This window comes from Flagellimonas marinaquae (genome assembly GCF_023716465.1).
Lineage (GTDB): Bacteria > Bacteroidota > Bacteroidia > Flavobacteriales > Flavobacteriaceae > Flagellimonas > Flagellimonas alginolytica.
The window spans coordinates 2,709,446-2,728,746 of sequence record NZ_CP092415.1 but is presented as its reverse complement, the minus strand read 5'-3'; the positions used below and the strand labels follow the sequence as shown (position 1 = coordinate 2,728,746).

Annotated in this window: 15 protein-coding genes and 1 pseudogene; all 16 read right to left on the bottom strand. The window is 41.0% G+C overall.

The window, feature by feature from the left end:
- Nucleotides 1-2 precede the first annotated feature (2 nt).
- The 16 genes and pseudogenes from MJO53_RS12235 to MJO53_RS12160 all read right to left on the bottom strand — a co-directional run bounded on the left by MJO53_RS12235 (nucleotide 3) and on the right by MJO53_RS12160 (nucleotide 19,232).
- Complete coding sequence (locus tag MJO53_RS12235) at nucleotides 3-1,337, bottom strand: hypothetical protein (RefSeq protein ID WP_252079273.1); 1,335 nt, start codon at nucleotides 1,335-1,337, stop codon at nucleotides 3-5.
- 8 nt (nucleotides 1,338-1,345) lie between these two features.
- Nucleotides 1,346-1,687 carry a hypothetical protein gene (locus MJO53_RS12230; RefSeq protein WP_252079272.1) on the bottom strand — a complete coding sequence of 114 codons (342 nt, stop codon included), beginning with the start codon at nucleotides 1,685-1,687 and terminating at the stop codon, nucleotides 1,346-1,348.
- Entirely contained in the window at nucleotides 1,688-2,860 is a 1,173-nt protein-coding gene (locus tag MJO53_RS12225; RefSeq protein WP_252079271.1) for a hypothetical protein, read from the bottom strand.
- The gene (locus MJO53_RS12220; RefSeq protein ID WP_252079270.1) at nucleotides 2,857-3,303 is read right to left on the bottom strand and encodes a hypothetical protein; all 447 of its coding nucleotides are present in this window, start codon (nucleotides 3,301-3,303) and stop codon (nucleotides 2,857-2,859) included. The genes MJO53_RS12225 and MJO53_RS12220 overlap by 4 nt, the downstream gene beginning before the upstream one ends.
- Nucleotides 3,304-3,928: 625 nt before the next feature.
- Nucleotides 3,929-4,309 carry a hypothetical protein gene (locus MJO53_RS12215; protein ID WP_252079269.1) on the bottom strand — a complete coding sequence of 127 codons (381 nt, stop codon included), beginning with the start codon at nucleotides 4,307-4,309 and terminating at the stop codon, nucleotides 3,929-3,931.
- Between the two features lie 67 nt (nucleotides 4,310-4,376).
- The gene (locus tag MJO53_RS12210) at nucleotides 4,377-6,080 is read right to left on the bottom strand and encodes a hypothetical protein (protein ID WP_252079268.1); all 1,704 of its coding nucleotides are present in this window, start codon (nucleotides 6,078-6,080) and stop codon (nucleotides 4,377-4,379) included.
- A 77-nt stretch (nucleotides 6,081-6,157) separates the two neighbouring features.
- On the bottom strand, nucleotides 6,158-6,718 hold the full coding sequence (locus MJO53_RS12205) for a hypothetical protein (RefSeq protein ID WP_224834973.1): 561 nt from the start codon (nucleotides 6,716-6,718) through the stop codon (nucleotides 6,158-6,160).
- Nucleotides 6,719-6,739: 21 nt separating this feature from the next.
- Nucleotides 6,740-6,952, bottom strand: a complete 213-nt coding sequence (locus MJO53_RS12200; protein WP_252079267.1) for a hypothetical protein — start codon at nucleotides 6,950-6,952, stop codon at nucleotides 6,740-6,742.
- Nucleotides 6,953-7,183: 231 nt separating this feature from the next.
- A complete protein-coding gene (locus MJO53_RS12195; protein ID WP_252079266.1) occupies nucleotides 7,184-7,921 on the bottom strand; it encodes a LytR/AlgR family response regulator transcription factor in 738 nt (245 codons plus the stop codon).
- Complete coding sequence (locus tag MJO53_RS12190) at nucleotides 7,918-10,113, bottom strand: tetratricopeptide repeat protein (RefSeq protein ID WP_252079265.1); 2,196 nt, start codon at nucleotides 10,111-10,113, stop codon at nucleotides 7,918-7,920. The genes MJO53_RS12195 and MJO53_RS12190 overlap by 4 nt, the downstream gene beginning before the upstream one ends.
- A 734-nt stretch (nucleotides 10,114-10,847) precedes the next feature.
- Nucleotides 10,848-11,155: pseudogene (locus MJO53_RS12185) on the bottom strand (bifunctional 4-hydroxy-2-oxoglutarate aldolase/2-dehydro-3-deoxy-phosphogluconate aldolase); the annotation flags it as partial.
- Between the two features lie 87 nt (nucleotides 11,156-11,242).
- Nucleotides 11,243-12,061, bottom strand: a complete 819-nt coding sequence (gene murQ, locus MJO53_RS12180) for an N-acetylmuramic acid 6-phosphate etherase (RefSeq protein ID WP_225604896.1) — start codon at nucleotides 12,059-12,061, stop codon at nucleotides 11,243-11,245.
- Complete coding sequence (locus MJO53_RS12175) at nucleotides 12,058-13,512, bottom strand: sodium:solute symporter (protein WP_225604897.1); 1,455 nt, start codon at nucleotides 13,510-13,512, stop codon at nucleotides 12,058-12,060. Before MJO53_RS12175 ends, murQ begins: the two co-directional genes overlap by 4 nt.
- A 21-nt stretch (nucleotides 13,513-13,533) precedes the next feature.
- Complete coding sequence (locus MJO53_RS12170; RefSeq protein ID WP_252079264.1) at nucleotides 13,534-14,721, bottom strand: exo-beta-N-acetylmuramidase NamZ domain-containing protein; 1,188 nt, start codon at nucleotides 14,719-14,721, stop codon at nucleotides 13,534-13,536.
- 106 nt (nucleotides 14,722-14,827) lie between these two features.
- Nucleotides 14,828-16,135: a RagB/SusD family nutrient uptake outer membrane protein gene (locus MJO53_RS12165; RefSeq protein WP_252079263.1), complete on the bottom strand. Its 1,308-nt coding sequence runs from the start codon at nucleotides 16,133-16,135 to the stop codon at nucleotides 14,828-14,830.
- 10 nt (nucleotides 16,136-16,145) lie between these two features.
- The gene (locus MJO53_RS12160) at nucleotides 16,146-19,232 is read right to left on the bottom strand and encodes a SusC/RagA family TonB-linked outer membrane protein (protein ID WP_225604900.1); all 3,087 of its coding nucleotides are present in this window, start codon (nucleotides 19,230-19,232) and stop codon (nucleotides 16,146-16,148) included.
- Between the last annotated feature and the right edge of the window lie 69 nt (nucleotides 19,233-19,301).

Below are 19,301 nucleotides of genomic sequence, written 5' to 3'. Positions count from 1 at the left end.
GTTTAGTCCATTAATGAGGATTTTACGCTCGCTATCTCAAAATTTTCAGCATCCAGAACTGTTAAAGAATAGGTTTCTTCCAGCATTACATTGCCTCCGGCACCGCCACCTTCATTACCAATGGTCAGGTATAAAATCTGTGGGTCATCGGTGCCGTTGATGACCATCTCGTTAAAATCATAATTACTTAAAGTAAAGCCTTCATTGCCCTCAACGCTTAAAACATTATTGGTAAATGTGATTTTAAGGGAATCAAAATTGTCCTGTTTCTTCCATTCGTCCAGTATGTGGTCTTTAAGGGCCAAAACAAAGGTTTGAGGGTCAATATTTTCAACTGCATCAGGATTCATATTGATGTCATCTTCAGATACATCCGATTTTTTGGAATCGACCAAAACAATGTGTTCGGAATCATATTCAAAAACATCGGTCTGTGACCATTGCCATGATTTTGACTCGCGCATATTTATGCCCGTAATCTTATAGCTCACTGTAATTGTTTTCTCGGCTACATTTTTCTGTATCAGAATCTCATCAAAAGTGGTCTGAATGGTAGCTGTGTTGGGTATCGTGGGACAACTCTCCAGCTTTTTTAGGGCGACAGTATCCTTGGCAAACCACTTTCGTAAAAAGTTGAGCTGCTTGTCGGAACATTGGTGTCCCAAATCCAAAGCTGATACTATACGGCACCATAGTACACGTCTGTTTCCATCCGAGTCGTAGCCACCTTCACATTCGTTACCAATATCATAAGCTACAAAGGCCAAGGCCGCTTTTTCTGGTATCGTGATATCATGCAAATAGGATTGGTTGATCACCATGGAACTTACTTCTGCTTTGATTCCTTCATCATAAGCAATTTTGCGAGATAAAAATGTAATCGGCTTGTTACCCGATGCTATTTTTTTGGCATTAATCGCCACCTCCTTCATGTTAACGACTTCCTCGTCCCCAGGATTAACAATGCTATCCATTTTCCATTGAATCACAATCAGGTCACCTTGCCTGAAATTGTAATCTTGATTATTACGCCAGTCCCAATTATAAATCAGTGAAACATCTTCGCCGTTTTTACGACCATTTAGGTACCAATAATCATAATCATCGTTATAATCGTTAAACTCTAGGGTATCGGTATATATTTCATTAAGCAAAACAGGTTCATTGGACCGTAATGCACTAATGAATTTTGTGGGGTTTTTATCCGCTGGAATGGTGTCAACTTTCTCCTGAATTGGTTCTATTTCCTGCACTTTTGTTTCAGGTACTTTTTTCTCTTTAACACCTTGATTACAGGAAACGAGCGAAAGGAACAGTATAAAGATTCGGTATTTCATTTCTTATTCTATATTACGTCAATGACTTTTTCGAGTAAATAAAGCACTATGACAACGAGTACCGTAATGGTCAGCAGTGCCACCAAACGGATAACCATCTTTTTGGGATTGTTTTTCAGTTTCTTTCGTAGGTAAAAGACATCCAACAACACAAAGCAAATTGCTATAGCAGCCCCGACCCATAGTCCTACCTGAATCATTCCAATCTCATAAAACAAATGAAGTAGATACCATAGTCCTTCTTCGCTTACCGTATTGACTCCTAAAAGCAAACGCATATAGCCAATGCCTATGAACAGTGACAACAGAATCCAAAATAGATAGGCCAATATGTGTTTTAAAATTCGCATCTATAACATTTCTTTTGTGCAAACCGTGTCTTTTTCAACTTCATCGGGCATCCCTTTTAGTTTCTCAAAAAAATGGGTGTCAGCCATATTTAGTCCTTGCGTCACATCGCATACATGAATAAAAGCATCTTTTTGATTGCTACTTTGGGTTCTGTATACCGAATTTGTCAGTATCCAACTATTGTCTTTAAAAATTATATGATGGTATGCCTCGTTTAGCCCCCTATCAGGAAATGCTGTTTTAATGAAAAAACCGCCCTGTTCTGCGACCGCATCAACAATTTGGTTGCCTCCATCCTCTGAAAAATTGATGGTTTTTAAGGTGAACTCAAATTCTTCCCCATCATTTAAAAAGAGCAACAGTTCGTCACCTTGATACCGTTCGGAACTTACTATTTTATCGAGTACGCCATCGTTGTTGATGTCGACATCCCTGATAAAAAAGTGCTCGTTTTTCACGTAATCCGATAAGGTGTAGGTGCTATTGGTTTGATCATCTGGAAATGGGTCCGGATTTTCATTGTCATCAAAAAACGCTGTTTCAAATAAATCTTCTAAAATCTGTTTTTTTGAAGCATTTAAATGCGAGACAAACTCGGCATCCAATTTTGGATGTGGCCCATCGAAGAGAAAAAACAGGACCGATTTTGCCCTATCATCACTAAGATCGTTTATCAAATTATATTTCTCGTTTTCCTTAATATGGGTTACGACATGGTGTTGAAAGTAGTTGACCGCATCGGGTTCCCATTGGCCATTCTCACAAATACTGATGATGTTTTTTTCATGGCTAGGGTATTTGTTGGTACGCAACAAATAAAACAAGTATTCAATGTAATGTACACTGTGTTCGTATAGCTCATGGGGAGCATCATTTGGCGTATCCCAGCCAAAATAGCTTTGGAATTGTTTAAAATCTTTAGGAAACTGCCGTAGAAACTCTTGCTCATCCTTATCTTCCATGGATTTATACAGATTTAGGATGCTGATTTCCAATGGATTTTTTTCTTGAACCTCGGCCGGAGCTTCCCATTCGTCCTCGTTTAAGTTTTCTGATGGTTCCACAAGGTTGGTATTCACCGAATCTTTAGCTTTTTGCTCTTTTTCAACACGGTTGTTCCCCTGACCGCAAGACAGCAATAAGATTGCAAAAAAGATGAATAACAACTTCATTTTAAAGCTTTATGGTTAGGATGAATAGGTATCGAAGCCAAATTTTTTAGACTATCGACCTTACTAAATTCCCCTTGATTGAAATAATTGATCTCACCACAGTACACCGTAGAATCATTGGGGCATGGGTTATAGTGAAATTCTGCCAATCGATACTTTTGGTACATGCCCAATTCTTCGGTAACAAAGCCCCCCAGATCTTCTTCATGGTCAATAAAATAACCGGTGCCTGCATCGCCCAAAAAACCAAAGGACATTCCCCCGTATTCATAAAAATAAATGGCTTTTTCTCCAGAATAGGAAAGTGGTTTTCCCGTAGTATGTTCGGTTTTCAGATGCTCCTTTATTTTTTCCTGGATGGCCCGTTCTACCCTATAATAATCCTTGTCAGGGTATTTTACCAAATACAGATTTGGATATACTTGGGACTGAATGAACCGCATATTTTTAAAAAATAGCTGGTCAACGCCTATTCCAATAATGACAACAGCCAACACAAACAACGCTATCAAAATCCTTCTTTTACTTTTTAAGGTCCATTTGAACATCCTAAAAACAAGAACTAGCAGCAGAACTGCCACAATAATCAATAAAATAAGGATAAGTATGAACACAAGATTGGTTTGTTTTACTGGTCAAATGCTTGATTAGCTTTAAAACCATGTATTTATTTATCACTATAAAGGTGATACAAAGGGTTATCCATATCAATTCAATACCAAAAATAGAACCCAATATATACCCCTCCTTATTCTATAACGCTTTATACCGTTTAAATAGTTTATACATTTTGCTTAAACGAGCAACCATGACCTAAAATCGATTGCATTATTAAAACGATGGATTAAATCTAACCCTGTGTGTATGTATTATACTTCATATGCCCGTTTTTGCATTAGGAAAAATATGGTATTACCATAAATAAGATTGCGGATGAGGATGCCAGGTTGTTACTTGTCCCGATCGTACTAGAATAAATAACAAAAAGGGGGAGCCTAAATGTTTTTACACCCTTTAATCTAGTAAAGCAGCATAGATATCTATTAGATAGTTGCCTAATATAATTGATCAGCAGGCTTTGGCCACTGCTCTTTCCAATTCTTCGAAAGCTTTTTGTTGAGCCCCTTTTAACAAGGCACGCTTGATTGACCCCCCTAGAAGCTCTAGCATATTCTTATGAGCTTTTGCGCTATTCCCAAAATAGGCGTTCATCAATTTATTGGGAATGATATGATTTATTTTCACCGTATTTTCATTCACAAAAAATAGTTTTACTGCGTGCATGCCATTTTTTTTAAGCACAATACAATGTGCCATTTGCCCGCTGGTGTCCGTACGTTGTTCCCAGACATCGTATTCTTTTGAACATTCGTAGCCAGAACTTTTTAAAAGTTCATAAATCGCATCCAAATTGGCAAACTCAGGTTTAAGCCGAATTAGATTTTCCATAGTTTTCAATGTTTTTGGTAATAATTTAAAAACCACAGATGGCAAAAACCATCTGTGGCACTAATTTTTATAAATCTGTCCAAGCTCTTACCGGTTTTACAAAGTATATGTTGCCATCTTTACCGCTACCTCCTATTGCACCGGTAGTGAGATTCACGAGTGTTGCAGCGGTCGTATTGATTTCTGTAGAACTCCAATGAAATTGGGTTGTCACTTGCCCTCCATTTGCAGTGGTAGTAGCATTAACAATGCTAATATTTGTATACATTTCAGTTAATTCATCTTCACTGGGCAAAAACCAATCATCATATCCATTTAAATCTAAATTGGAAATTAGTTCAACTACACTTCCAGAAGTTGCACACCCTGACGAAACTATCGCTGCCGTATTTGCTGCTCCTGTGCCTATTGCCGTACCCGTAGCTCCAGTAAGAGTACCGGTACAACCCCATGTACCTGAATAAAATTGGTTGCTTACGGCAACCACCAATCCACTACTATTATTACTAGCAGGATCTATCCAAAAAATGACACCACCATATTTGAATTCCCCAATCTCGTTTACGTCATTAAGTTCAACGAACGCATTGGCGGAAACAGTTTGGATACCATTGCTTACTGAAATAGTGGCCAACATATTGGGGTTGGTCTCAAAATCGAAAAGCGTTTCATCGGCAACTGATAACTCCCCGGTGTTTTGGTCAATGTTAAATGCCCCGGCAGGGTTTTGGAACGTAATGGCATAGGTTAAATTTGAGCCGCTTGCCTGAAGGGTTCCTACAACATCTCCATTAGATGGATTTTCGTCTATGGACAAATCCGTATTTTGGGCAGATACTTCGTCAACATCGTTTAGATTAATGGTAGCCGTAGCGGTAGCTGTTTCCTCACCATCGGTAACAGAAATGTCCGCTGTGATTACAGGGTTGGTTTCAAAGTCGAACAGATTGGGGTCAATGACCGTTAATTCTCCTGTAGCGTTATCTATAGCCATCGCACCCATTGGGTTTTGAGAAGTAATTGAAAAGCTCAAGGTTCCTGTTCCACTGGCCTGAAGGGTACCTAAAACCTGACCATCGGTTGGATTTTCATCAACAGAGGCTGTAAGGTCCTGTGCCGTTACCTCAATTACATTCTCAAGGTTTACCGTTACGGTTACCGGATCATCGGCATCTACAATGGTTACAGTTGCCGTTAAGGTCGGGTTGGTCTCGTAGTCGAACAAAGAAGCGTCTGCAACGGTAAGTTCACCCGTATTTGCATCAATATCCATGGCGCCCTGGGGAGATTGATCAGTTATAGCAAAACCGGAAGCATTGCCCATGGTCTGGAGACTACCGATCACTTGTCCATTAGTCGGATTTTCATCTATGGTCACTTCTAAATTCTGACCGGAAACCTCATTTGTATTATTCAAGTTTATAGTAATGTTCGCTGAATTCTCGGCATTTTCTGCAGTAACCGTTGCGGTAATGGTAGGATAGGTCTCAAAATCGAATAATGCCGAATTGGCTATAGTTAGTTCACCTGTAGAACCATTAACGTCCAACGCTCCGGATGGAGACTGTGACACTATACTGAAATTTATGGCAGAACCTCCTTCAGTTTGTATGGTCCCAATAGTTTCACCGTTACTCGGGTTTTCGTCCAAGGTCAGTTCCAAATTTTGAAGATTAACGCTGTTAGGTTGGTCGTCATCATTGGTACAGCCAATGATAACCAGCATTAAAAAAATCAATACCGTTGTGTAATTCTGAATCTTTTTAATCATTGTTTTGGGTTTAAATGTTTGGGAATTTTTTTTTTATATTAATTAGGTACAGCAAATAATTGCAAGATCATTTGTATTTAGTAGTCCATTTCAAGGAACGATCCGTCCATTTGGTATGAAAAAGTGAAAGAAGTTCCCCCATGTTCGGGTTGCAGTTTTACAATATATTGTGCCTCGTTCGCATTACCGTTCTTGGGATATTTGATAAACGCCATTTCAAGTCTAGGGTTGTTAATGTCTTTTGTTTCGTTTAACTTCTTGCTTGACTTTTCCACGAGCTCTCCTAATCGTCTAAGACCGATCTTTTTATCCAATTGAAACATGAAATCGGCAGCCTTGGTGCCCTGTGGCAGTTCCAAGGATAGTTCCGACGTTTGTTTCCAGTTACCCAAAGAGTAGGTCCACTGCCCCATTTTTAAGGATTCAGGAGCATCGGTCACCGTGGCCGAAATGCTATTGCCAATGGATTCATTATAAATAATGGTTAATTCAGTATAATAGGCATCATCACCAAATTCATTTTTCAGTTCTTTCTCTATACCTGCAAAGCCGTCGGAGGTAGCAGGCTGCTTAGCCACGTCTCCGGAGCAGGAAACCAGCGTTATTGCTATCATTAAAATTGTCAGTTGTATTTTCATTTGTATAATGGTTTTAGTTGATTATTCCTCCTCTGCTCTTCCGAATAGAAGAAACAGGACGCCACCTGCCAGAATTAATACTACCCGGAGCACCCATCCCATGGCAATGCCCCAACTATCTATCCAAGCAAGTAATCCGATGTTATAATTAAAAATTGACAATAGGGCAGAAACTAGGCCCATAGCGGCAAGTACTAGGCCTCCTTGACCTAGTTTGGTTTTGATGCTTTCCATTAAAATTTGATTTTACTCTCCTTATACAAGTACTGCTGGAAAATCTTGATTTTCAGAGCGGACTTAAATAAGAAATGATTTGGTCAGCGTAAATATGGATCAATGGCATTTCTTATAAAATAGCCAATCTATTTTCGTAAACCGGGAATCTTTATCGGTGCGGTATGGGGGAATATGCGTTTTTTACCAACTAGGTATTTCTGGTAACATCAATGCGTGCCGAAGTAATTTCTAATGACCATTGTACTTCAAAAAAGTAGCTATGAACGCTTCCTTTTTTCGGGAAGAAACAGGAACCTTACGACCATTCATTAAATAGATAATACCCGACTTATCGTACTTATCTATGAACTTTAAATTTACCATGTAAGATTGATGGGGCCTTGTGAAATTGCTCCTTTCAAGTGTCTTCTCGTATTCCTTAAGAGGTTTGGATGCCACATATTTTTTATCATTGGTCAAGTAAAATGTGGTATAGCCCTTATCGGATTCGCAGTACAATAATTCATGTAGGTCGATGACCTGAAAACTATCGCTGAGCGATAGGACCAAAGTAGCATCATCTTGATACCAAACCTTTTTTGCGGTATGTATTTGTTGTTTTTGTTCGGCAATAGGTAAGTTCTTTATCTTTTTTAAGGCCAATTCCAACTCCTCCACATCAACTGGTTTTAAAAGATAGTCCACCGCTCCGGCCTTAAGTGCCTTTAATGCGAATTCTTCGTAAGCGGTAATAAATATGGTCTTGAAGCCAAGGTGCTCGGTTTGGTCCAAAAAGTCGAATCCCGTACCGTCTACCAGATTGATATCGAGAAATATCAACTCTGGCCTACAGGCTTTGGAGACCACCACCGCCTCACTAACTGAAGTACATTCACCTATGATTTCCACATTGGTTTCAACCGTTTCCAAAAGATTTATCAAGCCTTTTCTAATATAGGCTTTGTCCTCAACGATAAGTGCTTTCATGAATTCTTTATTATTTTATAGGGTATGATTAAAGTAACTTTGGTTCCTTGCTCGTTACATTTTTTTCTATCCTCGACATAGACAAATCCTGGCATGTTAAAATCTTTGGCCAGGAGGTTCAGTCGCTCACTGGTAATGGTAGTGGCCAACGATTTCTTTTTGGTATTGATTTTACTTGAAATAGCATCGATTCCAATACCATTATCCGTTATCGCACAGCTTAATTTTTTGTTCTTAAAAGAGAGGTGAACCTCTATTCCACGATGTTCTTGATTAATAGAAAATGCATGTTCTATAGCATTTTCAATAAAGGGTTGAATCAGCATAGGCGGAACCAAAAAAAGATTGATGTTTATATTTTCATCTACCACCAAACTATAGTCATAAGGTGGCTTTGCACCCAAATTTTGCAAGATCATATAGTTATCGATGGCATCCAGTTCCTGAATCAGGGGAACGATTTTGTCCCTTGAATTTTCTAGAACAAGTCGTAATAGTTTCGAGAACTTTGATAAATAGGTAATTGATTTTTTTTCTTCCTTGTTCAAGATCATACCCTGCAGTACCGAAAGCGAATTAAATATAAAATGGGGAGTCATTTGTGAGCGCAATAGCCTTTGTTCGGTAATAATGTTTTGATTTTTAATTTTTACGTTCTTGTATTTTTGATAAAAGACCAAAGAACCGGACAGTATAGAGATAACCAAAATACCAATTATGGCCCAGAGGTAATTTTGCTTGGTCCGTTCAAGGTCGTTAGATGTCGTCATAACGGTCTTGGTGAGTTTTAGCTCACGGATACTTGCAGAATCCAATGCCTGTTTGTACTTATATTCGTATTCGAGCCTAGCGACTTTTTCAATATTCTCCTTATTGAAAAGACTATCGTTCAAGACTTTGAATTTCTGGTGGCTCTCGAGGGCTTTTTTATAGTTTTTGGTACGCTCATAAATTTTAGCCAAAAGTCCCAAAGCCTTTTTTTGTGTTTCCAGCACGTCAAGTTCTTTTGAAGTATGATATCCGCTTTTAGCGTACAAGAGTGCCTTTTTATATTCGTTTTCCATGAAATAGGCCTCGGAAATACCCACTTGGCTTATGGCCAATATATTTTTTATGTTAGTATTTTCCGCAATTTCCTTCGCTCTTAAAAAGTTTTGCTGAGCCTTTTTTGAATGGCCCAAGGATAAATTGACCGCTCCTATATTGTTAAAACATATCGCTATTTGTTTTAGATCACCGATTTCTTGGCTCGCATTTAGGGAATGCTGGTAATATGCTAGCGCCTTTACATATTCTTTTTTAGCCGAATATATATTTCCAATATTGCTATTGTTTGCCGCTACCAGCCGTTTGTTTCCTTTTTTCAAGGAAAAATCCAAGGACTGGCCATGTAATACCAATGCTTTTTCCGGTTTTTTAATGGAACTATAGACTGCTCCCAAATCATTGAGCACAATTGCCATGCCCAAGGTGTCCTTGGTTTTACGGTCATACGCCAATGCTCTGTTGTAGTAATCAATGGCCAAGGGAAAATTACCCTGTACCTTATAAACATTAGCCATATTGCTATGCACGAACGAAACACCATCTTGATCATTGAGTGCCTCACTTTGAACCAATGCTTTCTTATAATTCTCAACAGCTTCTTCGTACTTTCCAATCTCGGAATATACGTTGCCCATATTGATCAAAAGGGTAGCCTGCTCTCTCTTATTTCCTATTTTTTTATACGTTTCATAAGCTTTGTTATAAAAAACAATAGCCTCCCCATATTGCGACAAATCATAATACGTGATGCCAAAAGCCGTATAATTGGCGGCCATACCGTCTAAATTATCAATGGAGCGATCAATTGCCAAGGCTTGTTTAAAAAAATCCAAACTTTTATTATAGTTGGACTTTCTGTTTTCTAAAATCCCCTTTAGGTAAAAAACTTTTGCTTTTCCTTTTGGATAATCCAATTCCTTATTTAACCGATCGGCTTTTTCCAAATATGTTTGGGTCAAATACGAATCACTCTGAAAATGGGCAAATGCTAAGTAGTATAGTAAATTTACCTTGGTAGAATCGTTTAGCTTATGGACTTTTAATTGGGCTTTAAGGCTATCAACTTTTTTGTTTTGGGCCTGCGCGATGGTCGAAACCAACAGCAACCCCATAATCATGAATCTACGAGCCAAGGATAAACCCATTACTCCGTGTCTTTTTTCAATACATACTGATGAGAAAAACATACTCAAGATAACACAAGGCTTTATGCGGTTTTAGTACTTATCTTCCCTTTCTTTATAAAAGGGTTTGTATAGAACAAAATACTGGTTTTTAATCTCCTTCCGAAAATAAAAGCGCAATATAATCGACAGAAAACAACTATGAATCTATATATGCAATGTTTGAGTTATTATTTGCCAGGGAAAGACATTTATTTGATCGACACCTTGAAAACAACAATTTTTGATACCTATCCAAAACTGAAACTAAATACGTTAGGTAAGAAAACAAATAAAATATGATCTTGCGCAACGATCATCTCAAATCTTACTACCTAACTTTCACCGAACTCTACACCTTTTAGATGGTTTTAAATGAATTCAATTGAATGCAATAAAAACAAAAAGCACTGTCAATCAGTCAATTGACAGTGCTTTGATATCACCTATTTAGTGGTTCGTCGGGATGACTGGAAGAAAGAGTATTTTACAACGTTCTAACAATCAACACCTTATACTGTGCTCTAATACTGATTAACCGAACTCTAAACTGTCTATAAAACAGCACATTCAGAGGCAAAACTTATGCATGTTTTACAATTCAAATTTACAAAAATAAGATGGTATCATTTGTTCTTAAAAGAAATTAGTACTGAAACAATTCTTTAAACTTGTAAAAAATTCTTTCGGCCACGCTAAGATTCTCAGTGATAATCTCAGCATGCTTCATTTATAATTTGTAAAGATGTTTTCACCTTATTAATTAAAAGTTCAAAATCTAAATTTTCGATAACTTCACCACTTATCAACTTGGAACCCATTCCCACGCAGGCGACCCCTGCTTCGAACCAGCTTCTTAGGTTATCTCTTTCTGTACCTACTCCGCCAGTTGGCATTACGCTCGTCCATGGTTGTGGTCCCTTTATGGCCTTTACAAAGTCAGGACCATAAGTGGACCCTGGAAAAGTTTAATGATCTCCACCCCAAGTTCCTCTGCGCGATTTATCTCGGTACCCTTCGGACAAAATTGTGCGTTCTTTTTATTCGCCAAAAAATAGAAAACCTGATTGACACCCCTTCAATATATATTGTTTATGCTATAAAGTTGCCATTATTTCTTTTTAAAGTGTTTGAAAACATTACGCACATTGCGGTGTTGTTTTAACAATCGGGAAGCTTCGTTTTCATCTACCTGTAGTTCGTCCATCAACATGCGGATGGCCCTATCCACCAATTTTTTATTGGAAAGTTGCATGTCCACCATTCTATTGCCCTTCACGCGACCCAACTTTATCATGATGGAAGTGGAAATCATATTCAGCACGAGTTTTTGTGCGGTCCCTGCTTTCATACGGGTACTGCCGGTCACAAATTCGGGGCCAACCACCAGTTCAATGGGGTATGATACCTCGGCGGCCATGGGCGAATTTACATTGCATACTATACAACCTGTCACCAGACCTTCTTTCTGGGCGGCTTTTAATCCTCCGATGACATAAGGGGTGGTGCCTGATGCCGCTATTCCCAAAAGCACATCACTGGAATGAATATTGAACCCTGACAAATCCTTCCAAGCTTGGTTTTTATCATCCTCCGCATTTTCCACTGCCTTTCTCAAGGCTAGGTCCCCACCTGCAATCAAACCAATGATCACATCGTCATCCACGCCAAAGGTAGGAGGGCATTCGGAAGCATCCAATACGCCCAAACGACCACTGGTTCCTGCACCAATATAGAACAATCGTCCCCCTCGCTCAATGTTTTCAAAAGCTGCATCCACAAAAGCCTTGATGGCCGGTATTGCTCCTTCCACCACTTGGGGAACGGTTTTGTCCACGCTGTTGATGTTGGTCAAAAGCTCAGTGGTATCCATGTTCTCCAAATTGTCAAATAAAGAGGATTGCTCGGTAGTAGGATTGAATATTTTCATTGTTTTTTTCGAATTAATAATAAACCGATTATCGTAAGAGTGGCGATAATTGCTATGGTAAAAAAGCCCATGTCAAAGCCATACTTTTCCTTGGCATAGTTCCCAGCAAAATATGTCATCAAAGGCGTTAGTATACAAATTACAGGAACCCATTTGTCCTTTATGTTAACCTTGGTGAACATGCCCAACAAAAACAAACCCAACAAGGGTCCGTAGGTATACCCCGCCATGGTAAAGACCAAGGAAATAACATCACCCCTACTTCCTGAAAACAGCATTACAATCAGGAATAAAATGGCAGAAAACCCTACGAGGGCCTTATTTTTTAGAGACTTTACTTTTCCCTCCTCTTTTTTGTCAATTTCAAGGAAGTCGTAGGTGAACGAAGTGGTCAAGGCGGTGAGGGCGGAATCCACACTGGAAAACGATGCCGCTATGATTCCTAACAAAAAGCTCACCCCAGCCAATGGCCCCAGATAATTTAGGGTCAAATTTGGAAACAGCGTGTCAGTGTCCAACAACGTTCCATCGGCTGCCCTTGGCAATTGTACCCCATTGTTCTCGGCATAGATATAGAGCAATACCCCCAATCCTAAGAACAAAAACTGTGTTATGGCCAAAATAAGACTATAGGTCAAAGAATTCTTTTGGGCATCCCATTGGTTTTTACAAGTGAGGGTCTTTTGCATCATGTTTTGGTCCAGTCCCATCATTCCAATAGTGATCAAAAAGCCTGAAATGAATTGTTTGTAGAAGTTGTTGGCCGATTTTCCCTCCCATTCAAAAACCTTAAAGTATTGATGTTCCGTCACCGCATGAACGGCATCCCCAAAAGTAAAATTGAATGAATCCATGATGGCCCAAACAGTCAATACCGCGCCTAAAATCAAGAATACGGTCTGTACGGTATCCGTCCAGACAATGGTCTTGATCCCTGATTTATTGGTATACAACCAAACCAGTACCAAAATTACGATCACGGTTACCGCAAAGGGAATGCCCAAGGCGTCAAAAAAAGCAAACTGAAGTATTTTGGCTGCCAACAGCAATCGCAAAGCCGCCCCAAAAGACTGGGAGATTAAGAAAATCAATGAGCCCGATTTGTAGGAGACGTTGCCAAACCTATCCCTGAGATACGCATAAATGGAAACCAATCGCAACCTATAATACAAGGGTATCAACACAAAGGTGATAAACAGATAGCCCAAGACATTCCCCAACACGAATTGGAAAAAATACAGGTTGTTGTTACCCACCATACCGGGCACCGAAACAAAGGTGACCCCGGAAAGTCCGGCCCCAATCATGCCAAAAGCTACCAGAAACCATGGCGACTCTCGGTCCCCCGTAAAAAAGGTTTGGTTACCACTTTTTCTTGATGTGAGGTACGAGATGGCCATCAACAACAAGAAATAGGCTACTATGACCGCAAATACAACTGTTGGTTTCACCGTACGGTTTCTTTTTGTATTTTAATATAGTTGGATACTTTCCAAATTTGATTGGTATTCCGAATAATCTTCCATGGCATCCAATTCTTCCATGGTTCCCTTGGCTTCCACCCATTTTCTAAGTTTATCGGTGCCATTGATGATGTCTATGGGCCAATTTTCATAATCGTACTCGTAGGGAGGGTTCAACCACTCAAAATGGTCTCCCATGTAATGGTGCAGCTCCTGCATCAACCATTGGCCAACCCGCCACGGTTTACAGGTTTTCCGGTCTAGTGTATGCACTTGAAAACCTCCACAGGGTTTATCTGCCTGTTTTTGGAAGGTGGGCAAGAAATTGATAGGTCGTATGGCCACTCCCTGCAATCCACTTTTCGCAAAAGCCTGTGAAAGATAGGTATCCCAATACCCGTAAGGTTCTATTTTGGGATGTCCCATGATCTCCAGTGGTTGGGTGGTTCCCCTACCCTCACTCAAAGTGGTTCCCTCAAACAACACCATCCCGGGAAAGGTAAACGCACTTTCTACTCTGGATAAATTGGGTGAGGGCAGCAACCAAGGTAGCCCGGTGTCTTCATAGTACATTTGTCGGGTCCAGCCTCTCATTTCAATAACCCTGAGTTTGGATTTTGAAGCCGCCCAATACCGCTGATGCATCAAAGCCACTTCGCCAATGGTCATGGCATGGCGCACTGGCATGGGATGGAGCCCGATAAACGACTCAAATTCCATATCCAAAACATTGCCCTCCAAGTCAACCCCATTTAACGGATTGGGTCTGTCCAAAATCACAATTTCAATGTCTTTGGAAACGCACGCATCCAAAATTAGGGTCATGGTGTAGATGTACGTATACATTCGGCACCCTACATCCTGAAGGTCGATGAACAAATGGTCGATATCCTTGAGCATAGCCTCGGTGGGAATCCTTGTTTCAGAATACAACAAGTACACTGGAATGTTGAAATAGGGATGCACGGTATGATCGGTCTCGATCATATTGTCCTGGGCATCGGTGGAAAATCCATGTTGGGGGCCAAAAATTTTGATGAATCGGTCCCTAAAAATCTTTTTGAACCCCAGCGTGGCATGCTGAAGATTTCCATCTACAGAGGCATTATGACACAACAGCGCCACATTGCCCTTAAATTGGGATTGAAGTGCATTGTCCTTCAGCAAAACATCCAAACCTGTCATTATTTTTTTCATGGCCGTTCCTTCATTTTTGTTGAAAAAAAACCAAGCCAAATTCCAGATTTGGCTTGGATACTTAAACTAAAAACTAATCAAAGTTTTTATTAGAGAAACTACTTAATCAAGAAGTTGGGTTTGCAGGCGTACTATCGTTGTTATCACGCTCTGCATTGGGGTACGGATAATAATTTCTATTTCGTTCTGCAGCTGCATCACCGGGACCTGGACGATCAAATCTACGGCTATCCTCCAACCCGAGTCCGGACAGATACAATTCTATTCTGCGGTTCTTATAAATCTCATCCAAAACTGATTGCTGATCTACGGTACCGGCATAGTCTGCCAAGGCAGCACCTACACCAAAGGCATCCTCGCCAGCGGTTTTGTTGCGAACAGCATTCAATTGAATGACCGCATTGTCCAAATCGTTGCTTCTGGCATAGGCCTCGGCCTTTATCAAAAGCATTTCACCTGGGAGGTATACCGGAATCTCATCGGTGTTATTATCAAAGAAGGCGGTTACCTGATAAACGGGAATCGCGGCATCTGGATCTTCGCTGAACACGTAGAAGTCCACACGTTGGTCACCATCCTCCGGAAGTAAATCATCAGGAAGCGCAAATCTGGCATCCTTGGCCTGGGTCACGTTTTGGGAACCGAACCAGAATGCCAACGGATTGGGTATGGCCGCATCATAGGCCCAAGTCGATTGGGCAGATAGGTCCACATCGTCCGCAGCAGCTATAGCAGCGCTATAATTGCCTGCCATCAGATTAAAGCGGGCCAATAGCGCATTGACAGAGTTCTCCAAATCCACAGAACCGATCAATCCTGAAGTAACCTCAGAAGACAATCCAGCATCAATATATCCTTTGGCCTCAGTGAGGTCATCAATGGCATTCTGCAACACCGTTACCCTATCGTTGAAAAGGGCATCTTCGATGATTTCCACAGGAATTTGTTCAAAATACTGAATCAAGGTTCCATGTACCAAAGCTCTGTAAAAAAGTCCATATGCCTTAAGCGTATTACCCACCGAAGTATCATCGGTTGCCGTTTCCGCCGAGGTAATCACCGTAGTGGCCTCTTTGCGGCACAGCATGGCATTGGTCCACATATTGTTCAACAGCTCATTGTCACCCCCAATATCATCTCCCCCCAAAAGCACTTCATTTTCCCCTTGGTTACCGGGGTTGAGCAATTGCAGTTCACTGGTATTCAATCCGGTGATGTTTACAGAAGTATAGATAAGACCGCTACGTTCTGCGCTCCAACGCTGTTGGATACCGTTGATCAAATCCACAAGATTGTCCGTGTTGTTCACAACATCAGGCTCCAAGGTTGAATTGGGATCCAAGTACACCTTGTCACAAGACACTGCCCCAAGAGTCAATGCCGCCAACAGTAAAAATTTATATATTCCTTTCATGTCTTTCATTTTATAGTTTAGTGCTGATTGATAAAGCAAAAGTGCTTGGAATTGGTACGTTACCAAAGTTTACAGCACGCAGTAGATTGGATTGTCCACCAGCGTTGGTCTCAGGGTCAAAACTCCAAAAGTTGTCAAAAGAGATCAGGTTTCTTCCGATCAAGGAAACCTCTACATCTTTAAGCGAGTTGTTGAAAAGCGAATCGAAAGTATAGGATAAGGCTATTTCCCTCAATTTTACGAAGGAACCATCCTCTATTCTAAATTGCTCAATGGGATAAATCCCAGCAATATATCCTCTTGGAAGGTCACCGCTAAGCTCTTGGGCAGACAATCGACCCAAACCAACCCCTTGACGGGTACGTTTATCGGCATCAAACACATCAAATCCCTGTACGGATTCCCACAGCATGGAAAAACCAAAGTTCTTGTACTTCAAGTCGGTTCCAATACCCATGATATAATCTGGGTTGGGGTCACCAATAATTTTTCGAAGCGCATCCCCTGTGGGTTGTCCATTTGCATCACGCTGTGCAATACCCGTAGCAGCATCCCCTCTTTCTTGTTGGGGAACGCCCACAGGCGCACCCGTGTCGGATGGTCCGGACAAAATCAACTCCCCATTGTCATCCTTGGCAAAATACGTTCCGTAGAAAACCCCCAAAGGCTCTCCCTCACGTACAATTGGCGTGGCACCGGCAACAGTGGCCACGGTAATATCACCACCAATGGTCTTTAACACCTTGTTTTTATTGGTACTGAAGTTTACATTCACGTCCCAGGTAAAATCAGGAGTCTTTATAGGGGTTATCCTGGCATAAATCTCCAAACCTTTGTTCTCCATGCTACCCACGTTCTCCGTTCTGGACGCACCACCAATGGAAGGCGCCAAAACCCGGGTCACAATCAAATCTTCAATTTTTTGGCTATAATATGAGAACAACAATCCGGCGCGATCGTTCCAAAAACTTAAATCGGCACCTATTTCAAATTCCTTGGTACGCTCTGGCACCAAGTCTTCGTTACCCAGTCTATTGTTTTGCTGTAAACTTCCCGCTCCCGCAAATTCGTTGGGCGTGTAGCTTCCAAATCTTTCATAAGGTGATATCGCGGTAAGGTTACCCGCCTCTCCGTAGGAAGCCCTCAGTCTTGCCGAGTTGAAGAATCCTTCGGTGTTCCAGAAAGGTTCGTTGGAAATAAGATAAGAACCGGACACTTTTGGATAGAAATTACTTCGGTTGTCCACATCAAAGTTCGTGGCTCCATCCACACGACCTGCAACAGTTAAGAACAACTTGTTGTCATAGGAAAGTGTTTCCTGAAGGAAGAATCCGTAAATGTCCAAATTGGAATCCACTGGATTGTATTGCAAGGGAATGGTAGGCACTCCCGACGCATCGAGCCCTCTTCCTTGGGTGGCATCCAACTCCAATTGACTGGCCTGGAAGCTATACCCTCCTGTTGTGGAAGAGTTCAATGTTTCGCTGATATCCCAGTCATAGTTTGCGGTAATGTCATAGTTCCAGTTAAAAATCTTGGCCTCGGCATCCCCCAAATAGCCATCATTAAAATAGGCGGGGTTAACCCCATCATAAGGGTACACTGGAATGGAGATATGTCCTTTTTGCTTGTAGGTATCCACACCGATGATTTGATCTATGGTAAGATTATCAATAGGTGTGATCTTTACATGTGCATTGGGAATGAATCGGTCCACATTTTGGGTAATATCAAAGGTCTCGATAATACTTAATGGGTTTACCCGGGTAGGTTCCACTGCCAAAAGATTCCCATTGGCATCGCGTTGCGAAAGGTCATACACGTTATTGGTAATGTTCATGGCATTAATGGGACTCCAGAATACGTTACCATCCGGTTTCTCATCGGACTTACTGCTTGAAAAATAGAGTCCTATGTCATAGGAAATCCAATCTGCAACATTATGCCCAAACTTTAACCGGGCGGTAAAACGGTTATAAGTGGTATTTTTAACAATCCCTTCATTACTCGTATAGCCCACAGAGGCCAAATAGTTCATTTTGCTATTCCCATCGCGAACCATAAAGTGGTTATCAGTTCCAAAACCGGTTTGGAAAATATCATCCTGATAATCATAGCGGGTGGTATTGAACTTTTCGGAACTTAAGTTTAAGAAAGGTGTTGCGGTATTTGTGTCGGCATCAAAACCAAAAATGGGCCACAATCTTCCAGCCAAACCGCCTACGGGTACCGTTTCAAATTCCTCCCCGGTTAAATTAAGGTCCAATTTTTTACGAATGGTATTGATATTGATTCCTGTTTTAAAGGTCATTTCTGGACCATTCCCAAAGGATCTTCCTTTTTTGGTGGTAATCACCACCACCCCATTGGAAGCCCTTGAACCATAAATGGCGGCGGCGGCGGCCCCGTTGAGAATATTGATGTTTTCAATGTCATTGGGGTTGATGTCCACCATCCTATTCTGTCCTGGACTTGCATCCCCGGCAGGAACGTTAAGGTTGGTCACATTGGTGGTAAGGTTACTGGCGATCACCCCATCCACCACATAAAGCGGTTCAGAGGAACCTTTAATGGTACTGGGTCCTCTCAAGCGAATGGAAAATCCACCGGCGGGATCTCCCGAGTTTTGGGTGATTTGCGCCCCTGGCACCTTACCTTGTAGTGAGGAAGTAACGCTCACCGGTGCGGCTTCCACCAATTTGGCAGATTGAACCGTGGTAATGGCATTACCCAGTTTTTTCCGTTCTTGGGTCACCGAGGATCCCAAAACAATAACCTCATCCAGTTTATTTGAATCTTCGGTCAAGGAAATTGATAAATTCTGTGTGCTTCCAGTAAGTACCTGTTCTTTGGTTACAAAACCAAGATAGCTGATGACCAAGGTCTTTCCCTCGGCATCAGAAACTTCTAATTGAAAGTTTCCATCAAAATCGGTCACCCCACCTATGGAGGTTCCTTTAATGAAAACATTGGCCCCTGGTAAAGGTTGGCCCGCATTGTCACTTACTGTTCCTGAAACCGTCAAGGTTTGGGCGAATACGGAATTCACCCCCAAGAACAGTGTCAAAAACAGTAACATGTAATTGAGTTTTTTCATACGTTGAGTTCTTTTTGAGCATTTGCAACAAACTTAGCGAGCAATTTTCAATGTTGCAATTTTTTTGCA